This window comes from Actinomycetota bacterium (assembly GCA_030682655.1).
Classification (GTDB): domain Bacteria; phylum Actinomycetota; class Coriobacteriia; order Anaerosomatales; family JAUXNU01; genus JAUXNU01.
On record JAUXNU010000092.1, the window covers coordinates 1 to 18,591 of the forward strand.

General features: G+C 62.3%; 17 protein-coding genes. 6 read left to right on the forward strand and 11 right to left on the reverse strand.

What is annotated here, in order from left to right; translation table 11 throughout:
* On the forward strand, positions 1–500 hold a 500-nt coding region (locus tag Q8K99_05205; GenBank protein MDP2181953.1), incomplete at its 5' end, for a hypothetical protein.
* Here Q8K99_05205 and Q8K99_05210 read toward each other — a convergent pair.
* Positions 497–1,675 carry a glycosyltransferase gene (locus tag Q8K99_05210; protein MDP2181954.1) on the reverse strand — a complete coding sequence of 393 codons (1,179 nt, stop codon included), beginning with the start codon at positions 1,673–1,675 and terminating at the stop codon, positions 497–499. The two genes, Q8K99_05205 and Q8K99_05210, sit on opposite strands and share 4 nt — an antisense overlap.
* A gap of 76 nt (positions 1,676–1,751) precedes the next feature.
* Between Q8K99_05210 and Q8K99_05215 the strand changes: the two genes are divergently transcribed.
* Positions 1,752–2,570 carry a methyltransferase domain-containing protein gene (locus Q8K99_05215; GenBank protein ID MDP2181955.1) on the forward strand — a complete coding sequence of 273 codons (819 nt, stop codon included), beginning with the start codon at positions 1,752–1,754 and terminating at the stop codon, positions 2,568–2,570.
* Between the two features lie 28 nt (positions 2,571–2,598).
* Here the strand turns inward: Q8K99_05215 and Q8K99_05220 are convergent, their stop codons facing one another.
* From Q8K99_05220 to Q8K99_05250, 7 genes are all read right to left on the reverse strand, one after another.
* Positions 2,599–4,128, reverse strand: a complete 1,530-nt coding sequence (locus Q8K99_05220) for a lipopolysaccharide biosynthesis protein (GenBank protein MDP2181956.1) — start codon at positions 4,126–4,128, stop codon at positions 2,599–2,601.
* 1 nt (position 4,129) lies between these two features.
* Complete coding sequence (locus tag Q8K99_05225; protein ID MDP2181957.1) at positions 4,130–5,083, reverse strand: NAD-dependent epimerase/dehydratase family protein; 954 nt, start codon at positions 5,081–5,083, stop codon at positions 4,130–4,132.
* 88 nt (positions 5,084–5,171) lie between these two features.
* Positions 5,172–5,870: a class I SAM-dependent methyltransferase gene (locus Q8K99_05230; protein MDP2181958.1), complete on the reverse strand. Its 699-nt coding sequence runs from the start codon at positions 5,868–5,870 to the stop codon at positions 5,172–5,174.
* Positions 5,867–7,525 carry a hypothetical protein gene (locus tag Q8K99_05235; protein MDP2181959.1) on the reverse strand — a complete coding sequence of 553 codons (1,659 nt, stop codon included), beginning with the start codon at positions 7,523–7,525 and terminating at the stop codon, positions 5,867–5,869. Before Q8K99_05235 ends, Q8K99_05230 begins: the two co-directional genes overlap by 4 nt.
* 43 nt (positions 7,526–7,568) lie before the next feature.
* On the reverse strand, positions 7,569–8,006 hold the full coding sequence (locus Q8K99_05240) for a GtrA family protein (GenBank protein MDP2181960.1): 438 nt from the start codon (positions 8,004–8,006) through the stop codon (positions 7,569–7,571).
* A 5-nt stretch (positions 8,007–8,011) separates the two neighbouring features.
* Entirely contained in the window at positions 8,012–8,353 is a 342-nt protein-coding gene (locus tag Q8K99_05245) for a hypothetical protein (protein MDP2181961.1), read from the reverse strand.
* Between the two features lie 105 nt (positions 8,354–8,458).
* Entirely contained in the window at positions 8,459–9,460 is a 1,002-nt protein-coding gene (locus tag Q8K99_05250; GenBank protein ID MDP2181962.1) for a glycosyltransferase family 2 protein, read from the reverse strand.
* A gap of 364 nt (positions 9,461–9,824) precedes the next feature.
* On the opposite strand from Q8K99_05250, the gene Q8K99_05255 reads away from it, so the two are divergent.
* From Q8K99_05255 to Q8K99_05270, 4 genes are all read left to right on the forward strand, one after another.
* Positions 9,825–10,703 carry a glycosyltransferase gene (locus tag Q8K99_05255; protein ID MDP2181963.1) on the forward strand — a complete coding sequence of 293 codons (879 nt, stop codon included), beginning with the start codon at positions 9,825–9,827 and terminating at the stop codon, positions 10,701–10,703.
* A 139-nt stretch (positions 10,704–10,842) separates the two neighbouring features.
* The gene (locus tag Q8K99_05260) at positions 10,843–11,715 is read left to right on the forward strand and encodes a class I SAM-dependent methyltransferase (protein ID MDP2181964.1); all 873 of its coding nucleotides are present in this window, start codon (positions 10,843–10,845) and stop codon (positions 11,713–11,715) included.
* A gap of 226 nt (positions 11,716–11,941) precedes the next feature.
* A complete protein-coding gene (locus Q8K99_05265; protein MDP2181965.1) occupies positions 11,942–12,676 on the forward strand; it encodes a methyltransferase domain-containing protein in 735 nt (244 codons plus the stop codon).
* 316 nt (positions 12,677–12,992) lie between these two features.
* Complete coding sequence (locus Q8K99_05270; GenBank protein ID MDP2181966.1) at positions 12,993–14,798, forward strand: hypothetical protein; 1,806 nt, start codon at positions 12,993–12,995, stop codon at positions 14,796–14,798.
* A 25-nt stretch (positions 14,799–14,823) separates the two neighbouring features.
* Here the strand turns inward: Q8K99_05270 and Q8K99_05275 are convergent, their stop codons facing one another.
* The 3 genes from Q8K99_05275 to wecB all read right to left on the reverse strand — a co-directional run bounded on the left by Q8K99_05275 (position 14,824) and on the right by wecB (position 18,580).
* Positions 14,824–16,560: a hypothetical protein gene (locus Q8K99_05275; protein MDP2181967.1), complete on the reverse strand. Its 1,737-nt coding sequence runs from the start codon at positions 16,558–16,560 to the stop codon at positions 14,824–14,826.
* Positions 16,561–16,563: 3 nt separating this feature from the next.
* Positions 16,564–17,415 (reverse strand): UTP--glucose-1-phosphate uridylyltransferase GalU, encoded by an 852-nt coding sequence (gene galU / locus Q8K99_05280; GenBank protein MDP2181968.1) that lies wholly within the window; start codon positions 17,413–17,415, stop codon positions 16,564–16,566.
* Positions 17,416–17,494: 79 nt separating this feature from the next.
* Complete coding sequence (wecB, locus tag Q8K99_05285; GenBank protein ID MDP2181969.1) at positions 17,495–18,580, reverse strand: UDP-N-acetylglucosamine 2-epimerase (non-hydrolyzing); 1,086 nt, start codon at positions 18,578–18,580, stop codon at positions 17,495–17,497.
* Positions 18,581–18,591 lie beyond the last annotated feature (11 nt).

An 18,591-nucleotide genomic window follows, 5' to 3' on the forward strand; every position in this document is an offset into this window, starting at 1 on the left:
ATGACCTGGCATTACCAGGCTTCCTGGCCCATCAGGACCGGTTCATCCGCGAGCACCCCGGTCACGAGATCTACACGTGCAACGTGCTCGCCTTGACGCCACAGGGTGTCAAGACCCCGTTCCACACGGACGAGCTGCACACCCGCGAAGGCTCGTTCGCGCTGGAGACGATGCTTGACGGGAACCAGATGCTCTCGCAAGGCACGATCTTCAGCCGCGGCATCTTCACCGAACTCGATGGCTTCCGAGAGGACCTGCGCTACAACGAGGACTACGACTTCTGGCTCAGAGCCTTGGCTCAAGGTGCAAGTCACCGTCATAACCCCGAGTTTCTCACCGTCTACACCATTGCCCAGGGCACCAAGACCGGAGACCGAGGAGCGCTCATCAAGGACGTTCGGCGCGTATTCGAGGACCTGGTGGAGTCAGGTACGCTCACCGCAGGGCAGCAGAGGCGCGCGCGCAGGCGTCTGAGGGGACTCGGGACGGTGGAACGCTAGCCCGCGGGTGCGCGCCGGGCCGCGTCCCCGCACACTACCTCGTCATAGATGGCCTCAATGCGTCGGGCGTATGCATCAGCCCGGAACAACTCACCGAAGCGAGTGCGGCCGCGCTGTCCCATCTGGTGGCACAACACCTCATCGGCGCAGAGCGACTCCAGTGCCATCGCAAGCCCGTCGACATCGCGCTCATCCACCAGAAGACCGGTCTCACCGTCGACAATCGCGTCGGGTATGCCCGCGTGTCGCGTGCCAACGACAGGAAGACCTGCAGCCATAGCGTCGAGGATGATCGTCGGCAGACCCTCCTTGTCGCCGTCTTCGGCCGTGACGCTCGGAACGACAACGATATCCACTCGGCCGAGATGCCTGCGAAGCTCCTCGTAGTCCATGCTGCCCAGGAATCTGATTCGATTGCCCGCTAGCTCCCCGGCTCGAACTCGCAACTCAGCTTCCAGCGGCCCTTCACCGACGATCTCGAGATCCACGTCGTTGCGGAGATCTGAGACTCTGCGTGCGGCCTCGATGAGGTACTCCATGCCCTTCTTCTCCAAGAACCGCGCGGCAGCAAGCACGACGACACCGTCGTGCTCCGTGTGAACGACGTCGTTTGCGGGCACTCCCTGCGGTGCAACGCGGATCTTCTCCTCGGGACAGCCGAGCGCGATCAGGTCGTTCCGCATATCCGTCGTCAGAGCAACCACGCGATCGACCACAGCGAACGACGATTTCACCCGTGCCCGTGCAAGGGGGCTTCTTGGGTAGGCAGTCACATCGACGCCGTAGGCGCTCACGACAAGCGGCACGCCAAGCTGGCTCGCAGCCAGCGATACGTCCTCCACGTCAGTGAGGAAGTGCGCGTGGACGACCGCCGGATCGAGAGATTGCAGCAGTTGGGCGACACGTTCCGTCGGCCATGCGACCGCACGCCGATTGTACGCCTGGCGACGGCGCTGCTCCGCGGTCGGAAAGGCCCATGTGGCGAGCTTGAGCGCTCTGATCCCGAGGAGCCCAGCGCGGCCGGACGCGGGTGCCGCCTGGGCTGCCGGCAGACGCATGCGTCCAGCCTCAGCGATCGTCTGACACACGGCGACCGGGTCGTAGCGTTCCTGTGACCGAATCAGCGTGTAGATGAAGGTCTCGGTCGTCTCGAACAGCGATCGTCGGTAGTGCACGACCCGCCTTCCCCTTGTATCGCGTCCGACCGTCACCCTGTTCCTCCAAGTTCCGTCGCCGCACTCGATATGTCGAATGCACGAACCGCACGAAAGCAACAGTGTATACTCTTGCGAATCCATTCAGCGCCGATGCCCGGTTGGACACGCCACGTTCGTACCCAGGGAGGGCTCGTCTGTGCTCTCGCTTCGACCACATGCATGCCCCATCTGTGGGTACCGCGGGCGGTTCCGGTCGCTGGAAGTGCAAACAGGCTCTCGCAGATGGGCTGAGTGTCCCCGATGCGGATCCTACGAACGACACCGCCTGCAGAAGCTTGTCATGGACACCCTGAGCGCCGAGTTCGATTTCAAGGCGATGCGCTTGTTGCACGTTGCACCTGAACCCGCGCTCGGCCTCCTCTTCAAGACCTGGTTTCGCGCGTACGAAACGGCCGATATCGAGACAGAGAAGGTCGACCACAAGGTGGACTTGCGCTCGCTTCCTTTCGCCGACCGTACCTACGACGTCGTCTACGCCTCGCATGTCCTCGAGCACATCGATGATGACGAAGCGGCCTTGCTTGAGATCCGACGCGTGCTCGCTCCAGGTGGTTTCGCGGTTCTCCCGGTACCGATAGTCGTTGAAGAGACTATTGAGTATCCGGAGCCCAACCCGCTCGAGCACTATCACGTGCGTGCGCCTGGACCTGACTACTACGAACGCTACCAGCCCGTATTCGACAGAGTCCGTCTCTTCCGATCGGGCGACTTCGACGCTCGATACCAGGTCTACGTGCACGAAGACCGGACCAAGTGGCCCGAGGAAAGCGCCCCGCTACGCCTCCCGATGGACGGCGAGAAGCATGAAGACGTTGTCGCGGTTGGAATCGTAGACAGAACGCGGGAGTCCTGACCACGTTCACATCATGCAGCTCGGAGCGCTACGCCGGGTCCGCTTGCCTGCGGCGCACCACCTGCCGCGCCAGGCTGGCGATTTCCTGCACATCGTTGCGCCAACCGAAGTATGCGACACACAGAGCTGCGAGCATGGCTGTGGAAAGGCCGATGGCCGCCAACACAAGATCAGGCAAGAAGCCCAGCGACAGCCTGCATGCGAGTGCGACAACCGCACTCACTAGCCCGAGCACCGCGCCAGGCGCAAGCTCAAGCAGGTATGTCGAGAATGGAGTGCGGATCATCTTGAGAGCACTTGCCTGTATGAAGGGAGCGAGACCCAGGGCTGTGATGACGACGGCGACCGCGACACCCGTGACCCCCCACCGCGCTGCAAACAAGACGGACACGAGCAACAGTCCGAACGCGGTCATACTCCACCGCAGCTCAATGTCTGGCCGTCCCCGACTTCGCATCACCACGCCCACGATGGTGCCGACCGATCGCTGTGCTCCAGCAAGACACAGAATCTGGAACGGCACGACTGCTGCTGCCCACTTCGGACCATACAGACCTACTATCAGCTGATGGCCGAGGACCGCAGCTGCGGCCAGCGGTGCCCACGTGAGGATCGCAAGCCAGCGGCTGGTACGCAGATATGCCCGAGCCATGCGCTCGATGTCGTTTTGGACAGACGAGAACGCCGGGAAGATAGCGGCCGAGAGCGTCTGTGAGACCTTGCGAAACGGGAACATGACCAGGTTGTAGGCCAGAGTGTACGCACCGAGAACTCCCGCGCCGAACTGTCGGCCGACAACCAGGTAGTCGGTATTGGTATACCCATAGTTGAACAGTCCTGAGCCCGTGACGCTCGCTCCGAACTTGGCCAGACTACGACACTCGTCCCATCGGAACTCAAGCCGAGGAGTCCAGTCAGCGTGGCGCCAGATGAGCACGGACGGCAGTGTGCCCGCGACCATTCCCGGTACCACGAGACTCCACACGCCCGCGCCGGCGAACGCCATGCCAACGGACATCACGCTTCCAAGTACCGTTCCAGCCAACTGGAAGGCAGCAAGCGCTCGGAACTGCATCCTGCGATTGAGTAGCGCCGAGTGGATGGCCGGCACAGAAGCAAGCAGGAAGCTCAAGGAGAGAACCAGCACGATCTGCTTCAGCCTGGGCTCATGAAAGTAGGCCGCCAGAGGCAGAGACGAGGCAGCGACAAAGAGCGCACTCACCAAACCGATAGCCATGTTGAGCCAGAAGATCGAACTCAGTCGTTCCTCGGACAGATCAGGCGCCTGGATCACAGCTGATGTGAGTCCAAACTCGTTCACAAGACCAACAAGGCCGAGGTAGATGGCCGCCATCCCCGTTAGCCCAAAATCCGCGGGTGAGAGCAAGCGAGCCAGGGCCACACCGACGAGAATCGTCAGTGGCTGTGCGATGAGCTGGGCGATGCCTGTCCACGCCGCTCCGCGGGCAGTCCTGACAGTCAGGGCCTCCTCCGAGGAGACGCCAGCAACTGCGGAGCCGAACTCCTCCTCGACGATAGGATCATCGTGGTGCGTCACGTCAGCGGTCCTGCCCGGCGATGCACATGCGTATGCCACAGGCCAAGTCCGTTGTTGGCTCCCAATCGAGCAGGGTCCGAGCACGATCGATGCAGAAGTAGGAGTCCCCTGTCTCGACCTCAGCATAGTCCGCCGGCCATGGCATGTGCTCGATCCGCCCGCTCCCCACAACATCGACTACGGTCTGCGCTGCCTCGGCAATGGAGGTCGGAACCCCGGAGCCTATGTTGAGCACCTGTCCTACCGCCGCGTCCGACGTTGCCGCGGCCGCAAGTGCCTCGACCACGTCCTGTACATAGATGTAGTCACGCACCTGGGAGCCTTCACCGAACAACGTGATCGCCCCGTCCGCGATGGCGGTATCGATGAAGCGGTTGAGTACCGAGTAGTAGCCGGTCCGGGAACCGTCGGCATGCGGGCCGTAGGGGTTGGAGAGCCTCAGGACGGTGGAGCGCACACCGTAGTGCCGGTGATAGACCATGTGATACTGACCGGCTGTGAACTTGTGCAGGGCATACGGGCTCAGCGGCGCGATCGGATGCTCCTCGTCGATGGGAAGACGGACCGCGCGACCGTACTCCAGACGCGACCCCGGGAAGACCACGTGCGCCCCCGGGTTGAGATCCCGGACGCATTCGAGCAGGCGTATTTGTGCCACGCAGTTTGTCTGCAAGTCCTGCTCGATGCTCGACATGCTGTCGACAGCCCCGCTGCGTCCGGCGAGAGCGAAGACGACGTCGGCCTCAGCGATGAAGTCGCGCAGCAGCTCTGAGTCATCGGCCGATCCGATGGCCGATCGGGCGACAGGTAGACCGGCGGGTGGCTCGGCAAGATCGAGCGAAGTGCACGTCGCTCCGAGGTGCGCGAGATGCCGGATAAGATTCGTGCCGACGAATCCGCTGCCGCCGGTGACGAAGACGCGCGCGCCGTCCCAGCCTGCACGAGTCGAACTCATCCGGCAACCACTCCTTCTCACGGTCGAGCGCAAGTTGAGGGGACTATAGCACTCTGGAGCGTTCAGACACGCGTCCGTCATGCAAGCGTCACTCCGGCTTTCTCGCAATGAGAACGTAGTTGTTCGTCGCCTGTGGCCAATGATACCGACGGTCGAGGCTTGCGCCTGCTCGCTGAACCGTCCGGCATGCCAGGCGGTTCAGACGTCCCTTGCGATGGCTCTGCCAAAACAAGAAGTAGCTGATCGACGTCGCGACGTTCACCCATATGCCGCCCATCGGCTCGATCGACTCCACGGCGAGCCCGGCCCGCTCTGACAGCTCCCGCAAGCCGTACTCACTGAAGCGGAAGTAGTCGTTCGGCTCCTCGTGGATCTGCCAGCTGAAGGGCGCCGTGAGTATCAGATAGCCTCCCGGCCGAAGAACACGTGCGCACTCGGCGAGCATCCTGAATGGATCACGGACGTGTTCGAGCACCTGCGAAGAGAACACTGTGTCGAAAGACTCGGGGTCGAATGGGATGTCGAGGGCAGTTCCGACAACATCAACCCCGCCCCGATCTTCGACATCCAACCCCACGTACTCGCAACCCTGACTTAGGAAGACTTCGGCATAGGGCTTGGTACCGCATCCGACATCAAGTACTCGCCCCGTGGCGCAGCAACGGGCTGCGTCGACGATCTGGCGTGCAAGCACCCTCCGATGTAGCTGGTTGTGGTACGGGTCCGCGGGCACCAGACGCGCCATGAGAGGTTCGTCCGGTCGCGTGCGCCTGGTCGACGCGTTCATTGGCTCTTCCTCACGTACAACTCGACCCCGTCAGGCGGGTACTCGGACACATCGGCCAGAACGTAGGATTCAACGATCATCCGCTCCAGTTCCTCCGCCACCCTTGGGTCATCGGGGTCGTCGAGCGCCGTTCCACCACCCTGCAGTGGTCTGGCGAGGACAATTGCCGCTGGGGGCTCGTTTGCCAGGTCGTCGAGGATGATGTCGCCCGAGTTCTCCAGCGCTATTCCCATCACCACCTGCGATGCCCTCTCACCGTAGGGAGCTAGCGCGTAGTATGTCCACGTCGCGCGAGTACTCGACACCCTGTCCGCGTAGGCGAGTATGTCGCTCCTCGCCCCCCACACGAAGACCGTGTCGGCCGATGACGTCACCGCCTTGAGCTGCAGACCCGTCTCGCGTCCCCCGATATAGCGGTTGTTGTACGCGGCCGAGTTTGACACGCCCACTGTCGCTCCGATGGCGAGCAATAAGATGGCCAAGCCCGCCAAGGCGGTACGTCGCTCGGTCGCGTCGAAGCGCCCTTCGTGCCAACCCCGCGATGACGCGATCGCCGCGCCGACGGCAAGCGACGGTACCATCTGAACGTAGTAGTGCGGGTAGTATCGCCCGGAGGCAGCTACTCCCAAGAACGACAACCCCAACCACGCAAGAGCAAAGACCATTAGCCAAACACTCTTGTCACGCTGCAGTATGCCCCAGATCAGAGCTAGAACGACGCACAGCGCAGGGAGTGTGAATTCAAGCCGCAGTAGTCGTAGCGAATACAGCAGATTGGCGATGGCAGTCGCACGCATCGGCATCTGCACGTAGTACAAGTTGGAGAAGCCACCGAATACGAGGAACTCACGGAACTGTCCCGTGAGTAGCGTCCAAGCGAGAGCGGCGAGAGCCACGACGACCAGCCCACCGGAGAAACCGCCGAGAAGCACAAGTCGCCTGTTGTCTTTGGATGGGGCCAAAGGCAGTGCTGCAAGAGGCAAGAGCGCCGCGATGGCGCCGACCTGCTTGGTCAAGGCGGCAAGTGCGCAGGCGGCCCCAGCCAGCACAGCGTAGACGATCCCCCTCCTGCCGGCTCGCCGAACCGACAGAAGAACGAGCACTCCGCTGGCGGCATAGAAGGGCAGCATGAACACTTCAGCATTGCCCCCCACCGCCTGCGTCAGGGGCATCGAAGCCAGCAACGCGGTGACAACCCCTCCCACGAGCGCCGTCTTGAGACCGAAGAGCTGCCCGAGACTCCAGAAGACGACGGCGACTGTGAAGGCACACGCCAGGAGGGCAAGAAGGCGGATGGACACCGCAGGACTCAAGCCCAGGGCATGATCAAGGGCACGCGATGCGCTGTAGTACGCATAGAGAAGAGGCGGCCTGTTCGTGTTGAGGTCCGCGTACAGCGAGTAGCCGCTCGCAGCCTTCATCACAGTCGCTGCGTAGGTTCCTTCGTCGATATCGAGTGGCGCGTTCACGTATGGCAGCCGGAGGCACACGACCAGTAGCACACTCGCTACAAGACCGAGGAGTCGCGTTCGTGACGTCATGCCCGGCGGATTCTGGACTTCGTGCACCCTGCTCTCGAACGCGCTCAAGCCCGAAGTGCGAAGCGGCGTCCGTAGTCCATCCCGGTTCACCGTCGGCTTCCGCCCGTTGTCCACGTCAATTGCCTTGCCTTCCCCTTCCGAGCGGATCGTCCCATCGCTATCCATGTTCGCGAACCGGTCGCCGAAACGTGAAGTACTTGTGTCCAAAGTAGCTCGCAATCATCACGACGACGATGGTCGGTAGGCTGGCCCAGAACACCGAGAGGTCGAAGAGCTGCGAGATCGCAAGCGCCAGAACCGACTGAAGCACAAAGGCCGCCGCGTATGTCATATACATCTTCCCGTACTCGTGCAGCCAGTTGCCTCTTGTGCGGAAGACCAGGAGCTTGAACGTGAAGAAGTTCTGAGTGACCGACACGATCCAGGTGGTCACAAGGACAGCCTCCTTCTGAAGGAGGCTGTTTTGGTCGTACGGAATCAGTCGGTCGAACATCCAAAGTACTGCAATGCTGAAGAGCGTGTTCCACCCGCCGACCACGAAGAAGCGCAGCTTCTCACCGTGTCGACCGTAGATTCCGCGGTGCTGCTCAGCCATCGGCGCTAGAGTCCAATCTCATCGATGACCAAAGGGAATACGGGAATCTCAATGAGGACGCAGCCGTCCTTCAACGCCTCTCGCACGACCAGCGACTCGCTCACTTCACGCATCCCTCTCGCATCGTTTCCACAACCTCGGCGATGCTCTCGGAGAAGCCGACGCTCGGCCGCGTCTCGCAACGAGCACGGCTCGCCAGAGCCGATACTGAAGGCCTCCCCCGCTGCTTCGGGCGTCACGGAAGCGATGAGAGCGGATTGAGCTACGTCGTCGGTGATATCCCCCTGCACCATTGTGACGCCTGGGACTGGTCTCTCGGGCATGTGCAGATCGAACGAAAACGACATCCGCACCCGCTTCCACCAGCGCCCACGCCACACGAGAACCAATGAAGCCACTTCCACCGAAGACGACAGCCCTACGACGATTGAAGTGTGCAAGTGACCCCGACATCAGCGGCCAACGCTCGCAGGGGACTCGTCGGCACCGATTTGTTCGGCCACGAAGTAGAGTGGGCGCGACTTCGTTTCAAAGAAGATGCGTCCCAGGTACGCACCAAGTACACCCACGGATAGAAGCTGTATCCCGCCCATGAACAACACTGCGACTATCACAGTCGTCCATCCCTCGGGCACGGACCCCGGGTTGGCAAGTCGCTCAATGACAAGCCATGTGCCGTATCCCATGGCAATCAGCGTGACGAACATGCCAAATTGTATTGCCACGGACAGCGGCCGGCTCGAGAAGCTGAGAATCCCGTCGAAGGCGAGCTTCACGAGCTTGCGCAGCGTGTAGTTCGATCGGCCCGAGTACCGCGCATCTCTCGCGTAGTACACCGGCGTCTGCGAGAAGCCGACCCAGGCGACCATCCCGCGCATGTACCTGCTTTCCTCCTGCATCATGCGCAGCGCTTCCACGACCGTACGGTCGAGCAGCCGATAGTCACCTGAGTCCACCGGCAACGGCGTCTCGCTCAGTCGCTGCAACATTCGGTAGAAGAGCGCGGCAGTGGCCCGCTTGAGCCGGTGCTCTCCTCTGCGCTCAGAGCGCACGCCGTAGACCACCCTGTACCCCTCTCGCCACTTGACGACCATCTCGGCAATGACCTCGGGAGGGTCTTGCAAGTCGTCATCGATAATGACGACCGCATCCCCCTGCGCGTGATCCATGCCAGCGGTGATCGCTACCTGATGGCCGAAGTTGCGCGACAGCGACAGGACTCTCACACACGGGTCCTCGTCAGCGATCACCCGCAACACATTGAGAGCGTTGTCCGGACTGCCATCGTTGACGAAGAGGATTTCGTATTCCACGCCCAGATTCGGATCAGTCAGCACTGCGCGCAGTCGCCTGTGTGTTTCCGGAAGAATGCTTTCGCTCCCGTAGACCGGCACTACTACCGAGAGCAGCGACGGACGCACCGCAACGGACGCCCTCTCGTGTTCGGGGGTCATTTGTCGCCCTTCCTGCATGCCGTCACAACCGTCTCCGCCATGTACTCTAGCATCTCCTCGGCAATGCCCAGATACATGCCGAATCCAGAACGCATCGTTCATGGTCCGATCGGTGTTCGGCAGCTCGCCCACCGCGCGGTAGCCAGCAAGTACCCACACTTGGTGCTCGGGACCGGTGAGTCTCGCCCCCCGTCTTGACATCGTGTCGAAGCCGCGATATGCATTGCCTGCCGCCTTGGCGTGCACGGCCAAACGTTGGCCTAGTGCAACCGTCCGCGTGGCTGGGCCACGTGGAGGAGCCGTCGGATACATGACGTCCCCTGCTGGCGCAATGGTTCTGACAGCGTATCGAGGAGGCTCTCGCGTGGGCGCAGACTTGTCAGAAGCGCGGTGTCCTCTGGTCACAATAGGTATTCCCTCGTACAACAGTGCCCGCTTCATCGAGCAAGCCGTGGATTCTGCGCTCGCCCAGACCTACCGCCAGCTCGAAGTGCTCGTCATCGACGATGTCTCGGAGGACGAGACCTGGTCGTCTCTCTTGGGGTTTAGCGACCCACGTCTGAGGATTCTGCGGAACGACGCCAATCTAGGCGCCGTTGGGAACTGGAACCGGGTGCTTGCGGAGGCACAAGGTGAGTTCATCAAGGTGCTGCATGCGGACGATTTCATTGAACCCGAAGCGATAGAAGCCCTCGTTGTCTCTTCGGCTGAGGATTCCGCCATCGTGTTGGCCAGCTCGCGCCGGTGGATCGTCAACGAAGGCGGATGTCGCATGGGAACTCGTGGAGCCCGATGGCCAAGGGGTCGCATCGACGGGCGACAGGCAGTCCAAGACATGGCCCGCACGGGTCGGAATCTCATTGGTGAGCCGAGCGCAACGCTCATGCGCACGGAGGCGGCGCGCCGGGTGGGAGGCTTCGACTCGAAGGCAGGCTACTGCGTCGATCTGGACCTCTGGACGCGCATGTTGGTCCAGGGTGACCTCTACTTCTGCGACACCCCTTTGGCCTCGTATCGTGTCTCTCGTGGGCAGTGGAGTGTCGAGCTCGCCGCTCGACAGTCCGCGGATTTCAGGCATCTGCTCACTCGTCTGCAGGAGGAGCCGAAGTTCGATGTGAGCAAGTCCGATGCGCATCGCGGCGCTCGCGCGGCGGCGAGGCAGGCGATTCTCAGGCGCATCCTGTACGTGCTTCTGCCGAAGGGGACGCGGAAGCAATCCGCCGAAAGCCCCTCTCGCCCCTAGGCAGTGGTTGGAGATGAAGCACGCGCTGCGCGGCATCGTCTATCGTGACATCAGGATTGCGGACCTTCGCGCTGAGGATTCTTGGGGCGGAGACTCTGCTTCGTGAGCGGGATCGAGAGTTGCGGACCGAGGAGGCGGGTTGGACGGCGACAGCTTCATCTGCTTGAACTGCAACGGCAGTAGGTCGGTGCAGTTCTATCACAACTGCGCTGACCTCTATCTCGGGAAGCCCGTTCGGGTCGACTACGTCCGATGCGAGCAGTGTGGTCTGGTTCAGCAGTCACCGGTGCCCGAAGACGTGGCGTCCTTCTATGAGGCCTATCCTGTTCACGAGAGCAAGAGCTGGCTCTATGACCACGCTCGCAGGCTCGTGATGAGGCAGGTCTACTACGACGCCTCCGCGCTGTCTCCGGGCCACCTGCTCTTGGACTACGGGTGCGGAGACGGATCATACCTGGAATCGCTCAAGGGCAATGGGCTCGACCTGGTTGGTTTCGAGGTCGATCCTGCTCACGCCGAGCGTCTTTCGCAGCGTCTCGGTATTCCGGTCTACTGCGACGTCGGTGCTCTTGTCTCCGAATACCACAGTCGCGTCAACGTGCTAGCGGCACACTTTGTCATCGAGCACGTGACCAATCTCGACACGGCTTTCGCTCACATCAGCGTCCTGCTCGCTCCCGGAGGAATCGCACGGATCGTGGTGCCCAACGTCTCGTCTTGGGAGTCGCGAATGTTTCGTACGAAATGGCATGGACTCGATCCACCACGCCACATTAGCTTTCCGGACGGCCGCGTTGTCGGCGCGATTGCCAGCCGTCACGGTATGAGATTGATCGAAGAGCGTGCGGTCGCGTTCCCAAATGGTGTTGCAGGGAGTCTCGCCACGGTTCTGGGCGGCCGCTTCCGATATCCGCTCTACTTGCTCTTTCTCCCGATCGACATTGTGATGTCGGCCGTCGCGCCTAGCGGGCAGATGGCCTATCGCCTTGTCAAAGAAGGACCTTCAAGATAGGCATACGCCGGGCTAGACGATCCCCTGAACCCTGCCCCGTACGTGGGATTCGCGAAGTCTGCGGGTGCGCGGTGCGAGAACGTCGAAGCGGTAACATCGGCGCTGCGCTTCGTGTGCTAGCATCGGAAACTGTGCCTACGGCGCCCCGTTTGGCTGGACACTGGGTGGCGCAAGGCTGCTCGCCAGCGAATGTGGCGAGCACATGGGATGCTGGAAGGAAGATCTCGTGGATCACTTCGATACAACACGCGAACTGTATCGCAGCGTCGTGAAGCCGATCGCGACCTACACTCGACGCAGAAGGTTGGACATCGTGCTTGACTACGTGGTCGGCAAGGATGTTCTCGACTTGGGGTGTGTCGAGCACGAGGCCTCCGTTTCCGACAAGTGTGACTGGTGGCTACACGGGCTCATCAGGGATCGAGCGAAGAGCGTCAAGGGAGTTGACTACGATGCCGAAGAGGTCGCGAAGCTGCGCGAGCGAGGCTATGACGTCTGCGTGGCCGACGCAGAGAACATGAACCTCGGAGACAGGTACGAGGTTGTCGTGGCCGGTGAGCTCTTTGAGCACCTGACGAACCACCGCTCGTTTCTTGAGTCCGTAGGAAGGCATCTCGTGCCCGAGGGTCTACTGGTGATGAGCGTTCCGAACGCGAATTCCTTGAACTACCTGCTGCAAAATCTGGTGTACGGACATGAGGTAGATGCCTGGGATCATGCTGTGTTCTTCACCCCGGTGACTATGTCCGTGATGTTGATGAAGTGTGGATTCGTTCCCGTGCGGATCGTCCTGTACCAACCGAGCGAGGTCTTCCACCACACGAGTCCCGCTCACCGAGTTCTGGCCTACGTGTCCAACAGGATTCAGCAGCTCGCGTGTCTGCTCTGGCCATCATTGGCGAGAGGCATGGTGGTTGTGGCCAGACCCTCGGATGCCGAGACTGCACACCGTCTGCCGTAGGTCGTTCCCTTCATCCCGCGTGGCACGGCGGAGCACTGAGCCCGAGGCTCCGGCGGGCTGCCCTTCGTGGTGCCAACCTGACTCTCGCCCGAATCTCGTCCGGGTTCGTTTTCGGGGGATTGGCCAGTGCGCCACGGTTCGCTTCCGCCCGACCACATCCAAGTTCGCTGCTCGCGCTGACTTGCGCACTGCCCGAAGCGCGGCGGTGGCTCTCCGTGAGGTCAGAGACATCGGACTTGGTCACCACTTGCGCCTAGGAGCTCACGCGTGCGATATCATGAGCAACCGGCGGATGGACCAGGCTGTGGGAGACAATGTGACCGATCAAGTAGTGGGCGAGGCGACCACGGTCGACAGCCTCTGGAGCCGGGAGTCCATTCAACACGTCTCTGTCCTCATCATCGCTCTTGCGGCCGTCGTTCTCACGCTCGGGCTTGCGAACGTCGACTGGAACGTCCCCTTCGCCTATCGTGGCGATGCTCTTGCCACGCTGGCCGACGTGAAGGGTGTAATGGAGAACGGTACGGTATACACGAACCCCTCTCTCGCAGCCCCCGACGGTGCCCAGGTCGCCGATTTCCCGAACTTCGATGGACTCAACTGGCTTCTGATCAGGGCAATTGGCGCAGCCACAAAGGACCCCGCCCGCACCATGAACGTGTTCTATGTGCTCGGCTTCCCTCTGGCGGCGCTCGCCGCGTCCTTCCTGTTTCGCCAAGCCGGCGTCTGGCCTCCCGCATCCGTGGTAGGCAGCGTTCTGTTCGCGCTGCTGCCCTACCACCTTATTCGCAGCGAGGGACATCTGATGCTTGCATCGTACTTCGCTGTGCCCCTTGGACTCGTCCTGTGCCTGTGGGTCACACAGGAAGAGCCCCCCTTCTTCGGTCGAGAGAACCCGTTTGGATCCGGTGCGCTCACCGCCCTGAGACGACTCCTTCCCTCTGCACTACTGTGCCTCGCTATCGGCTCTGCAGGTCTCTACTACGCGTTCTTCACATGCATTCTCGTCGTAGGGTCCGGCGTCCTGTCCATAGTCCGACGCCGGAACTTCAAGGGGATGGCAGCTGCTCTCGTGATGGTTGCCGCAATCGGACTGATCATCTTCGTGCAGGCCATACCGACGCTCAGCTTCCAGCGCGAACATGGTCCTAACCCGACAAGCGCACGCAGGGAGGCCTACGAGGCGGACATCTACGGGCTGCGAATCACCCAGCTTGTGCTGCCGCAGTCATCACACCGCGCTCGGATAGCGGCCGAAAGCCGTGAGACGTACAACCGAACAATCGCAAGCGTGGAGCCCAACGCCATCAACGAGAATGATTCCGCGTCTCTCGGCCTCTTCGCCGCGACAGGATTCATCTTCCTGCTGCTCTGGCTCGCCTTCAGACCGCGACTTCGCCGTTCACATCCTTCTGTCTTCACGCTTGACCAGCTCGCAACCCTGAATCTCACGGCGCTTCTGTTCGGCACGGTAGGCGGCTTGGGGGGCCTGTTTGCCTTTCTCGTGTCTCCACAGATTCGAGCCTACAACAGGATCTCGATCTTCCTCGGATGCATAGCGCTTCTGGCATGGGGCGTGGCAGCAACGATACTGAGGAGTAGCATTCGTAAACGCCGCTCTGTTCAGGTCCTTGCGGCTGTCTGTGTGGTCGTATTGACCCTGGGTCTCTGGGATCAGACCTCTCCTGCATACGTGCCGCCATATCAATCGCTCAAGACCAGCTACGAAGCGGACGAGGCGTTCGTGCAGAGTGTTGGGCAGCGACTGGACGCCGACGCAATGGTGTTCCAACTGCCCTACGTGCCCTACCCTGAGTACCCCCCCGTCGAGCGGATGCTCGACTACGACCACCTCATGCCGTACATCCACTCGACCGATCTCCGCTGGAGCTATGGCGCCGTGAAGGGCCGGCCAACAGACCGGTGGCAGCGCAATGTGGCCGCATTGCCCGCCGTCGATATGCTGAAACAACTGCACCTGCATGGTTTCGCCGCGATTTGGATCGACACGTACGGGTATCCTGATGAGGGCGCCCAGGTGGTCAACGCCATCTCTGGTTCGCTCCAAGGAGAGCGTCTCGAGAGCCCGAACGGGCGGTACGTGGTTCTTCTCATGGAGTAGGGTCGGAATCAGATTCCGTGTCGAGTCACTGGATCGAGTACGCGGCAAGACCATCGAAATCCCGAGCCCGACGCAAGTTGATCGCGCTGTCGAGCGCGGAACGTTGTCCGTCGCTCAGACTCGTGCGTCGAACCACCACCCACTGCACCCCCATCGCTCGCAATTCCTCGATCGCCACGGCGTCGGGGAACCCACTCAGCCGCTTGCGGCTCTCCTTGAACGGCTCGGGCAGGTAGGTCGTATCGCCGAATGCAATGGGCTTCCCCGTGAAGATCGTCCTGTACATCTGCTCGTCCCCGACGGTGTTCTCATAGGGTAGCCACATGACAGCCCCATCTCCCGGCTGCGCCGCGAGCCACTCATCGAGTTCGGTCGGCCGCGCGTCCATCGTAACTGACATCGGCGCGAACTCGACCGCGAGTGCGAGCAGCACCACCACAGTCGCGACCCACGCGCCGACCCTGCGGTCTCGCAGCCATGCTGCGAAGCGATCGAACCCGAACCCCGCCAGCACCGCAACCGCCATCAGCACGACGGCACCGAACCTCGCGTACGCGCGCATCCCGGCGACCAACGGCAGGCGGCTGATCGCAAGCGCAGGCATAGGCACGCCCAAGTTCAAGTAGTTCGCCACATCGCGACCTGCCACGCGAAGCGACTCGAGCTTCCACGGCGCAGAAACCAAAGAATCGCCGCCAAGGTACAGGTACGGACCCAGCGACAGCACGAACGCAACCAGCGCCATCCACGCGAGCGACCAAACGACTGGCGAGCGTCGCTTCCTCCACCACGCACCCGCCGCAGCAAGCGCCATCGTCGTCCAGCCAAGGAACAGCGAGTCCTCGGCGGGACTGCGCGTGCCCCAAAGACGCGCGAACCAGCGACCCCACCACACCTGGAAGTACGACGGCAGCAGGTACGCCACCGGCGACGTGCCCCACTGGTTCTCCACGCGCCAACTCCGAGAGCCCTCGGAGTTCGTGAGCTTCACGATCACGTAGACAGGCGCCACCAGCGCAGCACCCACCGCGGCCGCAAGCGCGAATGCGCCCCAGGGCCGACGCGTCTCGCCCGTGAACCTCGGCGCCATTCTCGCGAACGCGTACGTCGCGAGCGCGATGCCGAAGATGATCAGGTAGTACCAGCTCGACCAGCCGGCGAGGCCAACGCACGCACCCAGCCCGACAGCCCATCGGAGCTGAAGTCGGCGGTCCCCCGCATGCTCCGCCATACGCTCGATGCAGATGAGACCGACCGGGAGCACCCACATGCCCATGAGCGCCAGGTGCCCGAGCGCGTGCACGGTGTGGTACGGGGCGAACGAGTACACGGCACCTGCGATCACGGCACCCGCACGCGTCACGCCCACCACGCGCGCATACGCATACGCCGCTAGTCCCGCGGTCACGAAGCTCAGCAGCATCGTCAGGTTGTACCCGCCGATGGGACCGAACACGCAGCTCAGAAGCACCGCGGGCAGCATGTTGAGCGGCGAGAGCTCCGCTGCCGAAAGGGCGTGGCCCGTCGGGAAGAAGACACTGCGCGAGTACCACAGCGTGTCCCCCCACTCGCGGAACCCGCCCGAAAACCACCAGATGCGCCAAGCGCGGTTGAAGCCGTCGCTGCCACCGTGCAGAAGCCCGTTGATATCGCGCAGTTGCGGCAAGAACAGAGCGATCGCGAGCGCCGCGAACAGCAGTGCCGGTAGGACGAACTCGCGCGCCCGGAGACGCTGTGTCGCACGCTCCGAGTCGGTGGACATCACCTACTCCGTCAGCGCCTTCAGCCGCTCGCGCAGCGCGGGGCCCATGTCCTCCCTCTCGAGCGCAAGAGCGATGTTGGCCTCCAGCCACGAGAGGATATTCCCGGTGTCGAAGCCCTCGCAGTCCATCGTGACGGCGTAGATGTCCTCCTTGGCGAGCAGTTGCTTGAGGGCGTCGGTGAGCTGGATCTCGTCGCCACGCCCGGCCTCGACCTTGGGAAGCAGCTCCATGATGCGCGGCGTGAGCAGATACCTGCCAAAGATGGCGAGGTTCGACGGCGCCTCGTTCACCGGCGGTTTCTCGACAAGCGTGGTGAGCTTGTAGATGCCGGGCTCGACCTCGATACCGCCGATGACGCCGTAGCGAGACACATATCGCTGCTCGACCGCGGTCACGGCGAGCACTGACGTGCCGTACTTCTCGTGGACGGCCTTGAGACGCGGCAGACAGTCGTGCGAGGGCACGAGAACGTCTCCGAGCATGACGAAGAAGGGTTCGCCGGCCGTGAAGGGGGCGCCGCAGAGTACAGCGTGCCCAAGCCCCTTCGGACGCTTCTGGCGCACGTAGAAGACCTCGGCGAGGTCGGTGATGTTGCGTATCTCGCGCAGCTTCTGCACGTTGCCCGAGCGCTCGAGCAGCTCCTCGAGTTCGAGCGAACGGTCGAAATGGTCCTCGATCGCGCGCTTGCCACGACCGGTGATGATGAGTATCTCGTCGGCACCGGCATCCACGGCCTCTTCGACCACGTACTGGATGACCGGCTTGTCGACGACGGGAAGCATCTCCTTGGGTTGGGACTTGGTTACCGGCAGAAACCTCGTGCCGAGACCGGCTGCCGGGATGATCGCCTTCATCGGTGAAGCGCCTCCTGTCTTGGTGACTCACATGGAACGCGTGCGCGAACCATCGGATAGCATACAGCAGACACGGGGATCAGTAGCCGCTTAAAGGTAGGATTCCGTTGCCGAGCGCCGCCACGATCCTCTGCGAGACTCCTTCATCCCAACGATCCGGGCAACGCCAGTCCCTCGACGACTGCAGTGCGTCCTCAAGCCCGCCAAGAATCGAGTCTCGCTCCGCGGACACAAGGCGGTTGGCGCCGACCTCCACAGTGACGGGCCGCTCGGTGTTTCGGCGAACCGTGACGCACGGCGTTCCAAGCATGCACGACTCCTCCTGTATGCCACCGGAGTCCGTGACGATCGCCGCGGCATCGCGCTGTAGCGCAAGCATCTCGAGATACCCCACAGGATCCACCAGACGGATGTTGTCGCCGCCATCAGCGGTAGCAGCAGCGAGAAGCGGCCTCGTACGGGGATGGACCGGGAACAGCACCGGAAGCTGAGCGTCGGCGAAGGCCGCCGCCACATGTCCGAGCCGCTCCGCGTAGTCGGTGTTCTCGGGCCGGTGCACGGTCGCGAGGACATAGCCGCCCGGGTCGAGCCCATGCTCGCGACACACCTCGCGCCCCTCGACGAGGCGGATATTCCTGAGCACCGACTCGGCCATGATGTTGCCGACGAACCGGATGCGCTCCTTGGCCACGCCCTCGTTGTCGAGGTTGATACCTGCTTCGAACGTCGGCGTGAGATGCATCGCAGAAAGCTGGTCGGCCACGAGGCGATTGACCTCCTCGGGCATCGACATGTCGAGAGAGCGCAGGCCCGCCTCGAGATGGACGATCGGGATTCGGAGCTTGGAAGCGGCCAGGGCACCCGCGAGCGTCGAGTTCACGTCGCCGACCACCATGACGGCATCCGGCTCCTCGGCGATGAAGAGCTCCTCGAGCCGCATCATCGCGACACCGGTCTGCACTGCATGCGTGCCGGAACCGACGTTGAGGTACCAGCGCGGCTCGGGGATGTCGAGATCGCGGAAGAAGATGTCGGACATGACCTCGTCGTAGTGCTGGCCGGTGTGCGCGAGCGCAGCGTCGTACCCGGCCTCAAGCAGGGCCGGCATGAGAGGGCCGACCTTGATGAAGTTCGGTCGGGCGCCGACAACGATGATCAGTCGCATGCGAGTCCTCC

Bases quoted from the DNA above. Each gene is read 5' to 3' on its own strand.
- Q8K99_05225 (MDP2181957.1), bottom strand. From the start codon at position 5,083: ATGAGTTCGACTCGTGCAGGCTGGGACGGCGCGCGCGTCTTCGTCACC.
- Q8K99_05240 (MDP2181960.1), bottom strand. From the start codon at position 8,006: ATGGCTGAGCAGCACCGCGGAATCTACGGTCGACACGGTGAGAAGCTG.
- Q8K99_05230 (MDP2181958.1), bottom strand. From the start codon at position 5,870: ATGAACGCGTCGACCAGGCGCACGCGACCGGACGAACCTCTCATGGCG.
- Q8K99_05215 (MDP2181955.1), top strand. From the start codon at position 1,752: ATGCACGAACCGCACGAAAGCAACAGTGTATACTCTTGCGAATCCATT.
- Q8K99_05275 (MDP2181967.1), bottom strand. From the start codon at position 16,560: ATGTCCACCGACTCGGAGCGTGCGACACAGCGTCTCCGGGCGCGCGAG.
- Q8K99_05245 (MDP2181961.1), bottom strand. From the start codon at position 8,353: ATGTCGTTTTCGTTCGATCTGCACATGCCCGAGAGACCAGTCCCAGGC.
- galU (MDP2181968.1), bottom strand. From the start codon at position 17,415: ATGAAGGCGATCATCCCGGCAGCCGGTCTCGGCACGAGGTTTCTGCCG.
- Q8K99_05250 (MDP2181962.1), bottom strand. From the start codon at position 9,460: ATGACCCCCGAACACGAGAGGGCGTCCGTTGCGGTGCGTCCGTCGCTG.
- wecB (MDP2181969.1), bottom strand. From the start codon at position 18,580: ATGCGACTGATCATCGTTGTCGGCGCCCGACCGAACTTCATCAAGGTC.